Annotated in this window: 18 protein-coding genes and 1 tRNA gene; 7 read left to right on the top strand and 12 right to left on the bottom strand. The window is 69.5% G+C overall.

Translation table 11 applies throughout. The features are described 5' to 3' along the window. Positions 1–27: 27 nt before the first annotated feature. A complete protein-coding gene (locus ACFWY9_RS19240) occupies positions 28–456 on the bottom strand; it encodes an Lsr2 family protein (RefSeq protein WP_378324115.1) in 429 nt (142 codons plus the stop codon). A 253-nt stretch (positions 457–709) separates the two neighbouring features. Between ACFWY9_RS19240 and ACFWY9_RS19235 the strand changes: the two genes are divergently transcribed. Further along, positions 710–2350 carry a sulfatase gene (locus ACFWY9_RS19235; RefSeq protein WP_378339411.1) on the top strand — a complete coding sequence of 547 codons (1641 nt, stop codon included), beginning with the start codon at positions 710–712 and terminating at the stop codon, positions 2348–2350. 9 nt (positions 2351–2359) lie between these two features. Here the strand turns inward: ACFWY9_RS19235 and ACFWY9_RS19230 are convergent, their stop codons facing one another. Continuing rightward, positions 2360–2851 (bottom strand): hypothetical protein, encoded by a 492-nt coding sequence (locus tag ACFWY9_RS19230; protein ID WP_378339410.1) that lies wholly within the window; start codon positions 2849–2851, stop codon positions 2360–2362. A gap of 146 nt (positions 2852–2997) precedes the next feature. Between ACFWY9_RS19230 and ACFWY9_RS19225 the strand changes: the two genes are divergently transcribed. Continuing rightward, positions 2998–3471: an ATP-binding protein gene (locus tag ACFWY9_RS19225; protein ID WP_378324110.1), complete on the top strand. Its 474-nt coding sequence runs from the start codon at positions 2998–3000 to the stop codon at positions 3469–3471. A gap of 25 nt (positions 3472–3496) precedes the next feature. On the opposite strand, the gene ACFWY9_RS19220 is transcribed toward ACFWY9_RS19225, so the two are convergent. Continuing rightward, a complete protein-coding gene (locus tag ACFWY9_RS19220) occupies positions 3497–5203 on the bottom strand; it encodes a serine/threonine-protein kinase (protein WP_378339433.1) in 1707 nt (568 codons plus the stop codon). 349 nt (positions 5204–5552) lie between these two features. Here ACFWY9_RS19220 and ACFWY9_RS19215 point away from each other — a divergent pair, with 349 nt between their 5' ends. The 4 genes from ACFWY9_RS19215 to ACFWY9_RS19200 all read left to right on the top strand — a co-directional run bounded on the left by ACFWY9_RS19215 (position 5553) and on the right by ACFWY9_RS19200 (position 8519). Next, on the top strand, positions 5553–6410 hold the full coding sequence (locus tag ACFWY9_RS19215; RefSeq protein ID WP_378339409.1) for a lysozyme: 858 nt from the start codon (positions 5553–5555) through the stop codon (positions 6408–6410). Positions 6411–6534: 124 nt separating this feature from the next. After that, positions 6535–6969 carry a MarR family winged helix-turn-helix transcriptional regulator gene (locus ACFWY9_RS19210; RefSeq protein ID WP_378339431.1) on the top strand — a complete coding sequence of 145 codons (435 nt, stop codon included), beginning with the start codon at positions 6535–6537 and terminating at the stop codon, positions 6967–6969. 83 nt (positions 6970–7052) lie between these two features. Then, positions 7053–7379, top strand: a complete 327-nt coding sequence (locus tag ACFWY9_RS19205) for an LLM class flavin-dependent oxidoreductase (protein WP_378339408.1) — start codon at positions 7053–7055, stop codon at positions 7377–7379. Between the two features lie 171 nt (positions 7380–7550). Then, positions 7551–8519 (top strand): LysR family transcriptional regulator, encoded by a 969-nt coding sequence (locus ACFWY9_RS19200; protein WP_378324106.1) that lies wholly within the window; start codon positions 7551–7553, stop codon positions 8517–8519. A 43-nt stretch (positions 8520–8562) separates the two neighbouring features. Here the strand turns inward: ACFWY9_RS19200 and ACFWY9_RS19195 are convergent, their stop codons facing one another. The 9 genes from ACFWY9_RS19195 to ACFWY9_RS19155 all read right to left on the bottom strand — a co-directional run bounded on the left by ACFWY9_RS19195 (position 8563) and on the right by ACFWY9_RS19155 (position 15078). Next, a complete protein-coding gene (locus ACFWY9_RS19195) occupies positions 8563–9444 on the bottom strand; it encodes a sugar phosphate isomerase/epimerase family protein (protein WP_378324105.1) in 882 nt (293 codons plus the stop codon). A gap of 7 nt (positions 9445–9451) precedes the next feature. Then, a complete protein-coding gene (locus tag ACFWY9_RS19190) occupies positions 9452–10198 on the bottom strand; it encodes a cyclase family protein (RefSeq protein WP_378324104.1) in 747 nt (248 codons plus the stop codon). 28 nt (positions 10199–10226) lie between these two features. Then, on the bottom strand, positions 10227–11552 hold the full coding sequence (locus ACFWY9_RS19185) for a chorismate-binding protein (RefSeq protein ID WP_378339407.1): 1326 nt from the start codon (positions 11550–11552) through the stop codon (positions 10227–10229). A gap of 179 nt (positions 11553–11731) precedes the next feature. Further along, complete coding sequence (locus ACFWY9_RS19180; RefSeq protein WP_378324102.1) at positions 11732–11905, bottom strand: hypothetical protein; 174 nt, start codon at positions 11903–11905, stop codon at positions 11732–11734. 432 nt (positions 11906–12337) lie between these two features. Further along, a tRNA-Val gene (locus ACFWY9_RS19175) sits at positions 12338–12409 on the bottom strand. A gap of 61 nt (positions 12410–12470) precedes the next feature. Further along, positions 12471–13121, bottom strand: coding sequence for a VC0807 family protein (locus ACFWY9_RS19170; RefSeq protein WP_378339406.1), 651 nt, complete (start codon positions 13119–13121; stop codon positions 12471–12473). Then, entirely contained in the window at positions 13118–13444 is a 327-nt protein-coding gene (locus tag ACFWY9_RS19165; RefSeq protein ID WP_378324100.1) for a hypothetical protein, read from the bottom strand. The genes ACFWY9_RS19170 and ACFWY9_RS19165 overlap by 4 nt, the downstream gene beginning before the upstream one ends. Beyond that, complete coding sequence (locus ACFWY9_RS19160; RefSeq protein ID WP_378339405.1) at positions 13441–14130, bottom strand: DJ-1/PfpI family protein; 690 nt, start codon at positions 14128–14130, stop codon at positions 13441–13443. The genes ACFWY9_RS19165 and ACFWY9_RS19160 overlap by 4 nt, the downstream gene beginning before the upstream one ends. A 126-nt stretch (positions 14131–14256) precedes the next feature. Continuing rightward, positions 14257–15078, bottom strand: a complete 822-nt coding sequence (locus ACFWY9_RS19155; protein WP_378324098.1) for an NBR1-Ig-like domain-containing protein — start codon at positions 15076–15078, stop codon at positions 14257–14259. Positions 15079–15297: 219 nt separating this feature from the next. On the opposite strand from ACFWY9_RS19155, the gene ACFWY9_RS19150 reads away from it, so the two are divergent. Next, positions 15298–15741 carry a hypothetical protein gene (locus ACFWY9_RS19150; protein WP_378324097.1) on the top strand — a complete coding sequence of 148 codons (444 nt, stop codon included), beginning with the start codon at positions 15298–15300 and terminating at the stop codon, positions 15739–15741. Positions 15742–15851: the final 110 nt, after the last annotated feature.

Here is a 15851-nt window from a genome sequence, read left to right as displayed (position 1 = left end):
CGAAGCCGGGGCCCGTCCCACCGGACGTCACGCGGAGGCGCCCGCCTTCTTCCGGGAAGCCCGCTTGCGCGGCGCCTTCACCGGCTCCGGCTCGGCCTCCGCCCGCTCGAACGCCTCGACGACCTCGCGCGGGATTCGTCCGCGCTCCGACACCTCGTAGCCGTTGTCCAGCGCCCACGCCCGGATCGCGCGGGAGCGCTCCCGGTCGGCCTGCGAAACGGGAGCCGGCGCCGCGGTCGCGGCCGCGACCGACTGGCCGGCGGCCAGCCGGACCTTCCGGCCGCCCACGCGCCGCGAAGCCGCCAGGAACGGGGCCAGCCCCTCGCGCAGGCTTTCGGCGTTGTCGTCCGACAGGTCGATCTCGTACTGCACACCGTCCAAACTGAACGGAACGGTCTGGCTGGCCTCGCCACCGTCGATGTCGTCCATCATCTGGACAAGAACCTTCTGCGCCATGGTTACTTCCTTCGAGCTGGAACCCGCCCGGACTCGTACAGCCCGGAACACGCCGCGCAGCCTAACCTCTCGGGTGCCCCGGCACCGCGCGCCGGGCCCGGGCGCGTCCGTTCGGCCTATGTCCGGTGTGGACAGTCGGGGGCCGGGGTGAACCGATGACGGCGCCACGCCGTAGTTACTCTCGGGGCCGCGATGCCGCACGGGACGGTGCCGGGGCCCGGCCGATATCGCCGCGTGGAGGGAAGGTGCGGTCTTGCCGTCGTCTCGTTTTCTCCGCGTGCCCGGCCGAGGACGCCTTCCTCGGGCCGAAGAGCTGGCCACGGCGTCGGCCTTCGTACTCGTCCTGTTCGCGCTCCTCGCGCCCAACGAGATCAGCCACCTCACCCCGGCGATGTTCGTGCGTGTCCCGGTCGAAGGACTCGTCGGGATCGCTGTCCTGCTCGTCCTCCCGCCGCGGCCGAGGCGGGTGGTGGCGACCGTGCTGGGCGTCCTGCTCGGGCTGCTGACCCTGGTGAAGATCGTCGATATGGGTTTCTTCGCGGCCCTCGACCGGCCGTTCGACCCGGTCTTCGACTGGACTTTCCTGCGTGGCGGCCTCGATTTCCTCTCCGGCGGTCTCGGTAAACCGGGTGCGATCGCCGCGGCGATCGGCGTGGTGGTGCTCGCGCTCGCCATGGTGGTCCTGGTGACGATGGCGGTGCGACGGCTGAGCCGGGCCGTGGCAGGACGCCGCACCGCGTCGACCCGGGTGCTGGCCGTGCTCGGGGTCGTCTGGATCGTGTGCGATCTGGCCGGGGTGCAGGTCGCGCCCGGCGAACCGGTCGCCGCGCGCAGCGCCGTCGCGCTGGCCTACGACGACCTCCGCCAGGTGCGTACCGATCTCCGGAATCGGCGGCCGCTGGCCGAGGAAGTCCGCGTCGACGCGTTCCGCGACACACCCGGTGACCGGTTGCTCACCGCGCTGCGCGGCAAGGACGTCGTCTTCGCCTTCGTCGAGAGTTACGGACGGGTGGCTCTCGAGGATCCTCGGCTCGCGCCCGGGATCGGCGCCATGCTCGACGACGGCACCGAGCGGCTGCGCGCGGCCGGATTCGGTGCCAGGAGTGCGTTTCTCACCTCGTCGACGACGGGCGGCGGGAGCTGGCTGGCCCATTCGACGCTGCAATCCGGTCTGTGGATCGACAATCAGCAACGCTACGAGCAGCTGCTCGGGACCGACCGGCTCACCTTGACCCGCGCTTTCGGGCGCGCGGGCTGGAAAACGGTCCACGACGTGCCCGCGCACACCCGCGATTGGCCGGAGGGAAGGTTCTACGGCTTCGAGTCGTACTACGACGCCCGCGACGTCGGCTACCGCGGCCCCGGCTTCTCCTACGCCACGATGCCCGACCAGTACACGCTTTCCGCCTTCCAGCGCGCCGAGCGCGCGCCGGGCCACACCCCGGTGATGGCCGAGATCGATCTCGTCTCGAGCCACGCGCCGTGGACTCCCCTGCCCCGGCTCGTCGACTGGAACGCCGTCGGCGACGGCACGGTCTTCGGCCCGATGCCGGCGCAGGGCGAGGCCCCGGAGTCCGTGTGGCCCGATCCGGACCGGGTGCGGGCCGCGTACGGGAAGTCCCTCGGCTACACGCTGAACACCCTGATCTCCTACGTGCGGACCTACGGCGACGACAACCTCGTCCTCGTCCTGCTCGGTGACCACCAGCCGCCGGTGGTCACCGGCGCCGGCGCCGGGCGGGACGTCCCGGTCACCCTCCTCGCCCGGGACCCGGCCGTGCTGGACCGGATCTCGGGCTGGGGCTGGCAGGACGGCCTGAAACCCGGCCCGCGCGCCCCGGTGTGGCAGCTGGACGCGTTCCGCGACCGGTTCCTGACCGCCTTCGGCCGGTGAACGACCAGGTCATCCCGCCGTGCCGCCGGCGCCGGTCTGTGGTGCTCCCACCGGCTTCACCGGGACTTGGGACGTGCCGGTCTTGGGCGGTTTGGCGGTCGTCTTCGGCGGCGCGGGTTTCGTCGTGGCAGGTGGCGAAGTCGGCGGGGTTCCGATGACGGTGAACGTCTTCGAGGCGACCCTGCCGTCGTAGCAGGTGAACGTCGCGGTGTACTTGCCGGGCGTCTTCACGACAGTGCCGTAACCGCCGTGCTTGCCCCAGTTCCCGCCGATCGTCCACTGGAGCGGCGCGGCGAAGCCCGGCGAGGTCACCGGCGTGGTCGGCGCACAGCCGTTGCCCTGGCCGAAGTAGGTCTGCGCGTAGATCTGCCCGCCGGGCTCCACTTCGAGCGGGAGGAGCGTCCACCCGACCTCCCCGGTGGCCGCGGGCTCGGCCGTCGCGAGCTGGGCCGCGCCGATCAGCGCGGCGCCGCACACCCCGGCTACCAGTGTCTTCCGCATGACGTTCCCCTTTCCTGCCCCCCGGAGGGAACACGCCCTTGCCCGCGGCGACGTTGCCGCGCGGATTGATTTTCGCCGTTCTGGGTATACCCCCTGTGCACGCCTCTTCAGCCGAGAGGAACACGTCTCCGGAGAGGAGTACCGCCATGACCGAAGTGGCCGAGGACGTCCTTCCGGGCACGTGGGTACTCGACCTGCGGGACGCGTCGGCTCGCGCGCTGGCCGAAATGCGGGCGTGGGCCTCGCGGCAGCTGACCGGTCTCGGCGAGATCCACCGCGGTGACGTGCTGCTGGTCGCCACCGAACTGGTGGCCAACGCCTTCGAGCACGGCGGTGGGCCGCGGCACATCCAGCTGTGGCGGTCGGTGTCCCCGTGCGCCGTCCGGATCGAGGTCGCCGACCTCACCTACCGGCAGCCGATGATGGCCCTCCCGGTGGCCCGGGATCCGCGCGGGCGCGGCCTGCTCCTGGTCGACCGGCTCGCCGCGGCCTGGGGCGTCGAGCAGGATCCCCACCGCGACGGCAAGACGGTGTGGGCACACGTGCCCTGCTACGGCACCGGCCGCTGCCGCCCGGTCCGCGGCCAACGACGTCATCCCGTGCTGATCGGCCACGATTGACTGTCCACAGTAGAGGATTGGGCGCTCATCGGTTCCCGGGGTGGTTCATCGGCCCTGCCGAGTCGACGGCGGCGCTCGCGGCCGACACCAGCGCCGGTTTGGCACCGCTGTCCCGGGACAGGTTGATGTACAACGCATTCGACTTGATCAGGTACCGGTGCGTCTGCCTGCTGTAGCCGCCGCGGACCGCGCGACTGGTGTCCTTGTTGTCGTCGCAGATCTCGGCTCCGGGCCCGCTGCCAGGGCACATGATGCCCCAGGAGCCGGAATCATAGGCGTCGTAGGCGGTTTTGGCGGTCTGGTCGTTCTTCATCGGGACGACCCACACCATGACCAGCACCTTGCCGGAGCTGTCGCGGTACGTCCCGGCGACGGCCTTGTCGCAGCCGGAGCGGCGCAGGAGATCCCGCACCTCCTGGCTCAGATATTCGGTGACGCAGTTGCGGACGCCGCCGTTCGTCCGGGTATAGCGCACGTTCTTGTCATCGGTGAACGAGTCCGCGAGCAACGCGGACGCCGTCAGCGGAGTGGTGTCGCCCGCTTCGCTGTCGAGATCCGCGGGCTTGGCGCGCGGGGTGGTCCGTTCCCGGGTGGTGGACGTGGTGCGCGACCGCGACGGAGTGGTGCTCGGCGTGGTGCGTTCCGTGGTGGATGGAGTCGCGCTCGTGGAGGAGCTGGTCGACGCCGACTTCCCGAAGAGGTTGGACGCGACATAGCTGACGGCACCCCGCGTGACGAGCAGGACCACCAGGCCCACGACGACGAGACCGGCCACCGCGCTCCCCACAAGAACCGGAGAAGTGGTCTTCGGCGGCGTTTTCGGCGGTTCGGCGATCTCTTCGAGCTTCCTGGTCTCGTTGACCGGCTTGTCGAGCTTTTCGGTCCGGTCGGCCGGGTCGCCGAGCTTCTTCGTCGCCGACGCCGTCAGCAGGGCCCGCGCCTCGGCGATGCCCGGCCGCTGCTCGGGGTCCTTGTCCAGCAGCCGGGTGATCAGCGTGGTGAGCACGCCGCCATGTTCGGGCGGTGGGGCCTCCTCCAGCAGGACCGCGGTGAGCGTGGCGGTCGGGGTGCCGCGGCGGAACGGGGAAAGTCCCTCGACCGCCTGATACAGCGTCACCCCGAGGGAGTAGAGATCGCTTTCGGCGAGGCCGTCCTTGCCGTTGAGCCGTTCGGGCGCCATGTACTCGACCGAGCCGATGAGCGTTCCGGTGCCGGTGATCGTGGTGTCGGCGTGGTGCACCGCGATGCCGAAGTCGGCCAGCAGCGTTTCCCCGTCCTCGGCCAGCAGCACGTTCGCGGGTTTGACGTCGCGGTGGACGATCCCGGCGCCGTGTGCCGCTTCGAGGGCGTCGAGCAGATCACCGGCGACCCGGACCGCCTCCTCGGCGGACAGCGGACCGTCGGCGAGGCGTTTCTCCAAGGACCGTCCGGAAACCAGCCGCATCACGATCCACGGGACGTCCTCCTCGACGACGACGTCGTGGACCGCGACGACGTGCGGGTGATCCCGCAGCGCGGCGGCGTTGCGGGCTTCCCGTTCGGCCCTCGCCAGCCGCTCCTGTCGCTCGTCCGCCGTCATCGCCGGGGACAGCCAGACCTCCTTGACCGCGACGTCGGCGCGCAGGACCTCGTCGTGCGCCCGCCACACCCGTCCCATCCCGCCGAAGTCCAGTGTCCCGACGAGCCGGTACCGCCCGCCGATCACCCGGCCCGACCCGGTTTCCTCCGCCATCACCACCCGCTGACGGTAGATCCCGGTCGATGACATCCCGATGACAAACGGATCCCCCCGCTGAACACGCGAGATCTCCGCCTGATCACGCGAGTTACGCCTCCAGTCACGCGAGATCTCCGTCCAGCACCGGCACCCCGGGCAGCCGCACGTCCGCAAACGGCCCGCTCCCTCGGGTGAGTGAGGCCGTTCGGCCGCATTTCCTGGCCGGTTCCGGCCAGGAACCGGGCATACCGCCGAAACGTCGGTAATGAATTCACCTGACGTAGTCAGAATGCGTCGTTCAGCAACGGATGCCCCGGTGACCGGGTCTGGGGGTCGCCGCGAGCGGACCGAAAGGACGATGATCATGTTCGGACACCGACGGAGATGGCAGGCCCTGTTCGGCGCGGCCGCCCTGATCGCGCTCAGTACGACCGGGACGGCCAACGCCGCCGAGCCCACCGGGCCACGACTGGACCCGAGCGTGGCTCCCGCGCTCGCCGGGCTGATCCGGCAGGCGGATCACCCGATGGGTTCCCAGGTGCGCGCGCACGAGCGCACCGGCTCCGGCCCGCGGCGGGTCACCGCGCCGGCCCTCGGCGTCGAGGACGCCGTCTACGGCATCGACGTCAGCGGCTGGCAGGGCAATGTGGACTGGAACTCCCAGTGGGGCCAGGGAAAGCGCTTCGCCTACGTCAAGGCGACCGAGGGCACCGACTACACGAACCCGTACTTCGCGCAGCAGTACAACGGCTCCTACGACGTCGGGATGATCCGCGGCTCGTACCACTTCGCCCGGCCCGACGTGTCCGGCGGCGCCGCGCAGGCGGACTACTTCGTCGATCACGGTGGCGGCTGGTCGACCGACGGCAAGACGCTCCCCGGCACCCTCGACATCGAATGGAACCCCAACGGCTCCGCGTGCTACGGCTACAGCCAGTGGGACATGATCGGCTGGGTCAAGGACTTCAGCGACCAGTACCACAACCGCACCGGGGTCTGGCCGGTCATCTACACGGCGACGTCGTGGTGGTCGCAGTGCACCGGCAACCTGGCGGGCTTCAAGACCACCAACCCGCTCTGGGTGGCGCGCTACGCCGACGGCCCCGGCCAGCTGCCCTTCGACTGGGACATCTGGACCTTCTGGCAGTACAGCGACAGCCCGATCGACCAGGACGTGTTCAACGGCGGCTACGACCGGCTGGTCGCCCTCGCCCTCGGCTGACCCCGCCGGGTCGCTCCCGGTCCGGCGGGCCGGGAGCGACCCTCGCACAGGAAGTTCGTCCTGCGAACTGTAGCGCGCGAAATGTTAGGCTCGCGATGTGGGCAAGAAGAATGACGGCGGCCGAATGGGAGTGGTGACCGCACTGGTGCGGTCGGCCTTCCTGGTGAACGCGGTATATGCCGAGTCGAGCCGGGAACACGGCATCACACCCCAGCAGGGACAGCTGCTGTGCGTGCTGATGGCGCAGCCCTACGGCATGAGCGAACTGGGCGCCACGCTGGGACTGGCCAAGTCGAGCCTCACCGGCCTGGTGGACCGCACCGAGCGCAACGGCCTGGTCCGTCGCGAACCGGATCCGGTGGACTCCCGCGCGGTGCGGGTCACCCTCACCGCGGAAGGCCGGCGGCTCGCGGAAGAGTTCTACGCCGAAACCTGCCGCCGCGTCGACGAACTGCCGTCGGGGCTCAGCGCCGCCGAGCGCCAGACGCTCGCCGGGCTGCTCGGCCGCGTCGTGCTGGACAACGAGGTCCCGGTCGTCTTCATGGAGCACGGACACTAGGCGGCAACGGCCACACCTTTCGCTTGCAGTTCGCACTACGAACTAATATAGTTCGCAGTGCGAACTCAAGAAGGGTCTGACCAATGTCCACTCAGGAAGTCGTGTTCGGTTTCGGCGCGCACAGCGAGGTCGCCGACGGACCGGAACTGGTGCGCATGGCCCAGCAGGCCGACCGGGAACGGCTGGACCTCATCTCGCTCTCGGACCATCCCTTCGCCAACGTCACCAACCTGCCGACCCGTCCCGCGCCGGTGCTCGCACGAACCGTGACGTCGCTGTCGGCGCTTTCCGGCGGCCGTGTCGTACTCGGCATGGGCGCGGGCGGGCTGTGGGACCGGATCGCGGCGATGGGCGTTCCGCGCCTTTCCCCCGCCGACGCCGTCGAAGCCTTCGAGGAGGCGTTGGCGTAGACGAAGGAGCAGATCGCCAGCAGGATCGCAACGATGCCCGCGCATCGGCAACCGCGGCGCGGACCGTGGCTGCTCATTTGGCCTTTCCGCGGAGAATCAGGAGGGGGCGCCGGTCGTGCCCGCTGCGGCATAGACTCTTCTGTCGGTCGCTCGGACTAGTGGAGGCGTGACGTGGAGCTGCGACACCTAACCTACTTCCTCGCGCTCGCCGACCTGCGGCACTTCGGTCGGGCGGCCGCGGCGGTCGGCATCCGGCAACCGCCCTTCTCCCAGCAGATCAAACAGCTCGAGGAGGAACTGTGTGTGCGGCTGGTCGATCGCGGGCCGCGTGGCTCCGAACTCACCGCGGCCGGGGAAGTATTCGCCGACCACGCCCGGGCAGTGCTGGACGCCGTTGAACGGAGTCGGCTGGAGACTCGCCGGGTGGCGCGTGGTGAGGTCGGAAAGATCGAAATCGCCGCGCTGACATCGTCGTTCGCCACGGTCCTGCCCCGGGTGTTACGGGCGCTACGGGGCAAGCATCCCGAGGTCGTTGCGCACCCGGTGGAGTATCAGCGCACCGCCGACGCGGTCCAGGCCGTCCTGGACGGCGTGGCCGATGTCGCGTTCGGGCGGCCACCCCTGTCGACCGTTCAAGGTCCGGGCACGTTGCTGGCCATGCCGCTGGGCATGGAGCAGGCCGTCGTGATCATGGCGCGAGACCACGCCTTGGCCGGCGAGAAGTCCGTCCCGATCGCCGCGCTGCGCAACCAGAAATTCATCCTCACTCCGCTGGAGGAACGTTTCCCGCAGTATTTCCACCTGGCTTGCGCCGCGGCCGGGTTCCAGCCCGAGCTCGCGGCGCGAGTACAGGGCGTCCAGGCTGTGGTGGGGATGGTGGCAGCGGGTCAGGGGGTCGCAGTCATTCCCGAGAGCGCCGTGCTGCCGGGACGGCTCGACGTGGTGTTTCGTCCGATCGCGCCCGCGGTGGTGGCTCCGCCGCTGTGCCTGATCTGGCTTGCTCGCGACACCGCTGCCACCACGACCATGTTCTCGGAGCTGGTGCGCCACAGCCTGAAGCTCACCGGCACACCACTGAGCGAGCACGATCTCGACCGTGGCTACCTCGTCGGAATCCAGGCGGGACGCGGTTCTTCGTAAAGGAAAAGTCCGGTTTCATGACCGGCAAGAGGAGAGACACGTGTCAGGCTTCCTCGCGGTCGAGCCATCCGGGAGCGTTGCAGGCACGCAGGACGTCCGCGTTGTGGCGCAATGTCGCGAGCGGGGTTCGCTGCGTCGAAAAGTCCTCGATCGTCACCCACCCCTGATAACCGATCGTGTCGAGGTGGGCCAAGACGCCGAGCACGTCCACTTCGCCTTCGTCGAGCGGGCTCCACACCGGGCGATGTACTCGAACGGGCCCTGGGCCTGCGGAGGGACGGTGTAGGGCGTTTTTCAGATGGACGTGATGCAAGTACGGGCCGAGCAGTTCGGTGCCGATCCGGTGATCTTCATAGCCTTCGACGACCAGGTTGCCGACGTCGTAGATCACCCCGATGTGTGCCGGATCGAAATAGGTGACCAGGCGGTGGACCAGTGCCGCGCTGGAAAACATCGTCTGCTGGTGAATCTCCACGACCAGCCGTATCCCCCTGCGGTGCGCGCGCTGCTCGGCGACGCTGAGGAACTCCAGAAACCTCGCGAACAATTGCCGGTAGCCCGCCCCGTCCGCGCCGAAGCGGGGACCCTGCAGCCGGACCTGGGGAGCATCGGCCGCTTCGGCGACGGCCAAGGCCAGGTCCAGGGTCGTCACATCGCCGACAGCCACGTACGGGTCGACACCGATGACCGCGAGTCCCGCGGCAGCGCTTCGCCGGGCGATCCGTGCGCCTTGTGCCGGATCGTCCAGCGCGATGGTGGTGCGGTTGCCCAGCAGGAACTGCTCGGCCGAGCTTCCCGCCGCATGCGGTGCCTCCCCGACCTTCCATTCCAGCCCGGCGTAGCCCGCCGCGGCGGCATGCTCGATCGCTTCGTCCGGGGCGAGAGTGGGCAGTCCGACCGTCGCATAGCCGTAACGCATCACCATCGCCGCCTCAGATGCCTTCGACCACGGCCACCGCGCGTACCGGGCTGCCGGCGGCGCCACGCAACGGCAACGGCAAAGCGGCGAAGTGAAACCGGTGAACGGGGATGGTGTCGACGTGCACGAGGTTCTCCACGACGCCGATGACGTCGGAGTCGGGCAGCCCCAACGCGCTGGGCCGCAGCAAGATGGTGTGCACGTCCGCGGTGGCCGCCGTCGCCGGCGATTCGATCGTGACACAGTCGATCGCCAGGCACCGCACACCTACCGCGCGCAGATGTTCCGCGGCATCGCGGGTCAGCCCGCGGAATGTGGTTGCGTAGCCCGCGGGATCGGACACCGCGTCATCCGACGCACCGGTACGCAGAACCAGGATGTCGCCGCGTTCGATACGGACCCCGGCCTCGTCGGCCGCATCGCGTAGTGCCTGCGCGGACACCGCCCCGGACTCCGTGGCCGCCGTCGTGCAGTCCAGCCAGACAGCCGGGCCCCACGCGGTCTCCAGCGGCACCCGTTCGATGGTCACGGAGTGGGCGGGGTCGACGTGGAAGGGCGCATCCATATGCGTGCCGGCTTGGTCGCTCAGGATCCATTGGCTCACTTCGAAGGACACCGGAAGGTCCGCGTAGCGGGTGCGACGGCCAGTGCCGAGGAAGTCGGCGTGCTTCATCACCGGCGACAGCGACAGCACCGACCGGCCGTGTGAGGGGTAGGCGGTGATGCCCTCATGCAGTTCCATCGTGAGGTCGATGATCATGGGGTCGCTCCATCGTGAGGTCCGGTGTTCATGAGGAAGCCCGGCGTGCCGTCACACGCAGTGCGCGCGTTTTGAGCACCGACTCCGCGTACTCGTGCTCGGCGACACTGGCGGGTACGACTTTGGCGCCTGCCTGGGTGACGCTTCCACGTGGAGTGGTCCACATCGAGCGGGTGACCGCGGTGGCGTCCACCTCCTCGGCGGTGAACAGGCCGACCAGCCCGGCGAACGGGCCACGGGGGAGCTGTTCCAGTTCGGCGATCAAGGTCTGTGCGGCGGAACGCGGATGACCGACGGTGGCACCGTGCGGGTGCATCGCGAGCACGGCGTCGACCGCGTCGCATTCCGGCGCGAGTTCGGCCTGGGCCTCGGCGAAGAGGTGCCCGAGTCCGAAGAAGACCCGCTGCTCCCGTTCACGGGTCAGCTGCAGGGTGCCTGGGGCGGCAACGTGCGCGAGGTCCTCGACGAGCGCGTCGGCGACCACTTCGTACTCGCCCAGTTCCTTGGGGGAGGGTTGCCAATGGTGTTCCTCGTCCGCGACGGGATGCGTGGCACCGTCGGTCTCGGCGGTGATGTGCCCGTCACTGAGGTGCAGCAGCGGCAACGACGTCGCCCCCCACAGCGCGAACTGGTCGTGCCGGAGGAAGAACATGCGGGTGGAAGGGTTGACCGTCCGGAGCACCCGGTAGCTGTGCATCGGCTCGGCGCGGTGCTCGCTGGCGACGCGGACCGACAGCACCACTCCGCTGGCGCCCCCGCGCTGCTGGAAGGCACGTACGCCGGCGGTGTACTGCTCGGCCGAGGTTTGCGTGGTCCACTGGAAGTCCGCCTCGTGCGAGGTGAGGTCGAGTGAGGTCGCGGTTCCCGAGCCGCAGGCGCTGGCCCACTGCTCTGGCGTCCGCTCGGGATCGGGTTCGGTGGACGTGTGCACCACCCGGCCACGACCGGTCCGGTGATCGATCGTGAGGTAGTCGATCAGCCGCATCAGCAGTGCATCGGGAATGCCCGCGTCGCCGTGGACGGTGGAGTGCGGGCCGGGATAGCCGAGGAATGCGAACACGCCGCCGTGCGGCCCGTCCGCGCGAGCAGCCACGGTCGCTGCCCGCAGCGCTGCGGCTGTATCCGTGCCCTGCACGCGTGTGGCGTCGGTGCGCAGCCCGATCCAGGTGGTCAGCGGCTGGCGGGTGAGAGGGTCGATGCGCTCGTAGACGAAGACGGGCAGCTCGGAATCGATGCCGGCCAAGGTGTGCAAGAGCGTGTCCACCCCTCCCTCGGGCAGCGTGAATTCGGCGGTACGGGACTGCGGTGCCAAGCGTCCCTTGGGGCTGGTCGAGTGCTTCGTTGACCTGTTCACGATTGCAGTATGTGGGCTGAGGCGACCGCGAACGCCGGGTCATAGGTCAACCCGTACGTTCTGAAAGCCTGGAGATATCGCCCTCGGTTCCATCGTCGTCTTGCTCGAATGGGGGTCGACGTCAGACTCGTGCGGAACGAACAAACCGGGTGACCACGGTGACAATCGAGGCGCGGTGGTCAGCGATTCGCCCGGGGGTCGGTGGGATCTGAGCCGTCCGCACGCAGCAGGCCGGTCGGCGTGAGGTACCAGGCCTGGGCGATGGCGTAGATGAAGACCAGCAGGTCGACTGCTGTCAGCGGGGTGCTGTCGAGGCCGGACATCGCAATGGTCTTGGAGACGTAGCTCTCCATCGGCTCGGCGGCGGCTTCCGGGCGTTCGAGGTGGGCTCACATGGTGATGCGCAGGGTTGAGTGCCTGTGTCATATCCCCGAGCGTCGCGAGTCGCAGTGGATGCCGACTCGCGATGACGCGGTATTCACGGGGCGCGAGGCGATGATCGGCCGGGTTCGCTAGCCGGGTGACCAGGGCATTCGCTGTGCCCTGGGCCGCAGGCGGATCAAGAATGCTGGTGTAGCAATGGTTTCTTCTGGCGAGTCCGCTATGGCGTTGCGGGGCCGGTGAGCTGTAGTCTTTGCCACCGTTCGCAGAAAGGCAACCACGCTGGGTCGAGAGTTACCGCACCGTGGGGGTCCGGGGGCTCGGCCCCCGGGTCAGCACGGCACGACGCGTACGGTAAAGGGGACGTCGGCCACGACGTCCCCTTTACAGCAAAACCCGAGTCGTGCGCGATACTGGGATTGAACCAGTGACCTCTTCCGTGTCAGGGAAGCGCTCTCCCGCTGAGCTAATCGCGCGTGCCGTCGGCAACGGGGAGAACTATAGCGGACCCGTTCCGCGGCACCGTCGCAGGGTGCGTCAGCCGTGTCCCGGCAGCGGGTCCGATGTGGACGGACGCGGCGCCGGGCCCGCCGACCCTCCGGCGAGGAGGCCCCGGGCGTCGCGGTAGGCGGTCCAGGCGCTCAGGACGATCAGCACCAGCGGGCCGAGCAGGCGGGTGAGCACGACCGCGCCGGTGAAGTCCACTGTGTACACGATGACGAACCCGGCCGCGGACTCCAGCAGGAGCCCCGCCACCCACAGCACGGTCAGTCGCCGATGGACGCGGCGATAGCCGGGGCGGGCGCGCCACAGCCTGTCGAAGGCCGCGGGGTCGGCGGCCAGTTCCCGGCGGATGCGCGCGGTCAGCGGCAGGCCCGCGAACAGGGTGCCGAATGCTCCGCAGGCGACCAGCGCGGTGAACGCCGGGTCCTTGGCGAGGGTGAGCGTCGCGTCCCCGGTGCCGAGCGCGACGACGACGCCCGCCGCGAACCGGGCCAGCATGATCAGCCCGAGCGTGGAGACGGTGCCGGTCCGGCGGTAGCGGCCGGCCACGATCAGGATCGACGTCGTGGCCGAGCCGACCAGCGCCCAGACCTCCGGCACTCCCACCGCGCTCAGGATCGCGAACGTGGCCAAGGGCAGCACGACGGCCTCGCCCAGTACCCGCAACAGTGACCGGAAGGTCATGTGCCGCTGGCGCTTTCCGGATGGGCGGAGATCCGGGTGCCGGTCACCTTCGACGCGGGCAGCCGCCCGGCCTTGGCCGTCCCGGACAGCGCGTCGCCGGTGACGAGGACGTCGAACCGCAAATCGAGTTTCATCGGGCGGGTGATCGACTGGGCCCAGGTCAGCCGGTCGCCGTCGAGTGCGAGGTCGCGCAAGGCGACGTCGCCGGTCTCGCCGCGCGCCATCCCGGCCAGGCCGCTTTCGGTCTCGGTGAGTTCGAGCGTCCCGGTCTGCCGTCCGATCGGCGTGCGGATGTCGAGCTGCCACCTTCCGGTCACGTTCATGCCGCACCCGCCGGAGTCGCCACGGCGTCGAACGTGGTCCGGGGTTCGAGCCCTTCGCCACGCCAGACCGTGCCACGGCGTTCGTAGGCGAACAGCTGTTCCACCGACCGGGCGACACGGGGGCCGAGTTCGCGCTCCAGCAGGTACAGCCCCAGGTCGAGGCCGGAGGTCACGCCGCCGGCGCTGACCAGGTCGCCGTCGTCGACGACCCGGGCGTCGACCACGTGCGCGCCGGTGGCGGCGAGCGCGTCCATGGCCAGGTGGTGGGTGACGGCGTGGCGTCCCTCGATGAGCCCCGCCATGCCCAGCACGAGCGAACCGCCGCACACCGTCGCGACGAGGACGGCCGGATCCCGCAGTGCGCGGCCCAGCAGCCCGGGCAGCTCGGTCTCCAGCGTCCGCGCCAGCAGGACGGGGATGGTGTCGACACCCGTGTCGTCGGGGTCTTCGAGCGGGCCCGACGCACCGGGCACGAGCACGATGCCGGCCCGGTCCGGGTCCAGTGCCGCGGTGGCGCGCAGGCTCAGCCCGCCCGCGCCGCCGACGACCTCACGAGGCCCTTCGGCCGACACCAGCTCCACCGTCAGCTCACCGCCGGTGGCCATTCCGCCCGCGACCAGCACCTCGAACGGCGCGATCACGTCCAGCGGGTCGAATCCGTCGAACAAGACGACTTGTGCGTACACCGGTTCCCCTTACTTTTGGGACAGAGCGGCGAATTCGCGCGCTCCACCTGCGAGCGTAGGGATCTCGCACACCCGGCACGGGTGGCAAAACTGCCTGATACCAACGGATTCTCGCCGTCGGCGGGATCAGGAGCCGACGACGTTCACCGACAGGTACACCGGCCGGGAGGTCGGGAAGAACGACTTCCCGGAGCCGTCGACCATCTTGAAGCTCACGGTGCACTGCTTGGGCACCGGCGGCGCGGTGACCTGGATCATGATCTTCACGCGCTCGTTGGGCAGCACGTCCCCGACCGGCGTGCGTTCCGGGGTCACGCAGTCCCCCGGGTCGACCGGCAGTTCCCGGCGCTGCAGGTAGCGGTCGTGCCAGGCCACGGTCCCGGCGTTCTCGATCTCCCACACCTTGGTGAACTTCTCGCCGGTCCGGACGGTCGAACCGTCCGGGTAGTTCACGTCGACGACGAATCGGCTGACGTCGCCGGGAACCAGCGGCCCCGGCGAGTCCTGCTGCTGTTCCGGCGCGGTCGGAACGGACGGCGTGATCGCGACGACGACCGCGGCCGTGAGCGCGGCACACAGCAGGCCGGCCACGCTCGCCAGCAGCACCACGGCGCGGGTCGACCAGCTCCGCCGCGCCGGTGCCGGGGACTCCGGGGTCGGTGGCTCGCCGGTTTCCGGGCGGTCCTTGACGCGTTGCCAGCGCGCCTTCCACTCGGCCTCGTCGCCACCGCAGACCCGGACGAATTCCCGTGTCGTCTCCCACGACGGCATCCGGACGCCCTGCGCCGCCTCGTGCAACGTCGTCCGGGAGACGAAGTCGGACGCCTCGGCCATCTTCCGGAACGACGGATCGCCCGCGCCGGACCGCAACTCGCGTAACTCCGCCGCGAACTGCGCGATCGCCTCCTGCCGCTCTCGGCAGGAACCGGGAACCACCTCGTCCGCCACGTCTCCCCTTGTCCGAACTTCCGTCCGGGCCTACCGGACAGCGCTTCCACCGGGCGATTCTGGCCTCGGCAACCGCGGGCCCCCGGCTCCGGCCAAGCCGTGGGGGTTTCCCGGCGGCCGGACCGGGTGGCCAGGCTACGCGGGACGCCCACGGCCGTCCGGCACCCGGTCCGGCCGATTGATCACGAGTCACACGAACGAGAAAGTCTGAGTGTCCACATGAGCGAAACGAAGTCGACGAAGCGCGGCCGCGTCGTCGCCGCCGTGACGGCGACCCTGGCGATGTCGGCCCTGTCGGCCGGTTTCACCGCCACCTCCGCCTCCGCCGCGGAACTGAACGCCAGCAGCATGTGCCAGGGCACCGCGTCCGGCGCGCTGATGAAGTGGGGCCCGGTGTCCAAGCAGTGCTCCTACACCAGCCCCGCGAGCGGCTGGAAGGGGAAGGTCAAGGTGACCTGGAACGTGCAGTCGGGCACGAACCAGTACGCGTGTGTGGAGGCGCGGATGGGCAAGGCCCGCAACCCGGACAAGTGGCAGTCCGTCGGCTGTGGACAGTCCGGGTCCGGCACGATCAAGTGGCCGTCGAACACCGCGTCGAACGTCGAGGTCCGGGTGCAGGCGCGGCCCAACGCGCTGCTGGCCAACGTGGACTACTCGATCTGACGCCACCCACAGGTCCGTGAAGGCCTCCTTACCGGCACACACAGCCGGGCCGAGAGCAGGTCTCAGCATTTTTAAAACTGGGCGTGCCACTGGGGCGGAAGGGCAAAAAA

The organism is Amycolatopsis sp. NPDC059027 (genome assembly GCF_042739735.1).
Taxonomy (GTDB): Bacteria; Actinomycetota; Actinomycetes; order Mycobacteriales; family Pseudonocardiaceae; genus Amycolatopsis.
This window is presented reverse-complemented; position numbering and strand designations above follow the sequence as displayed.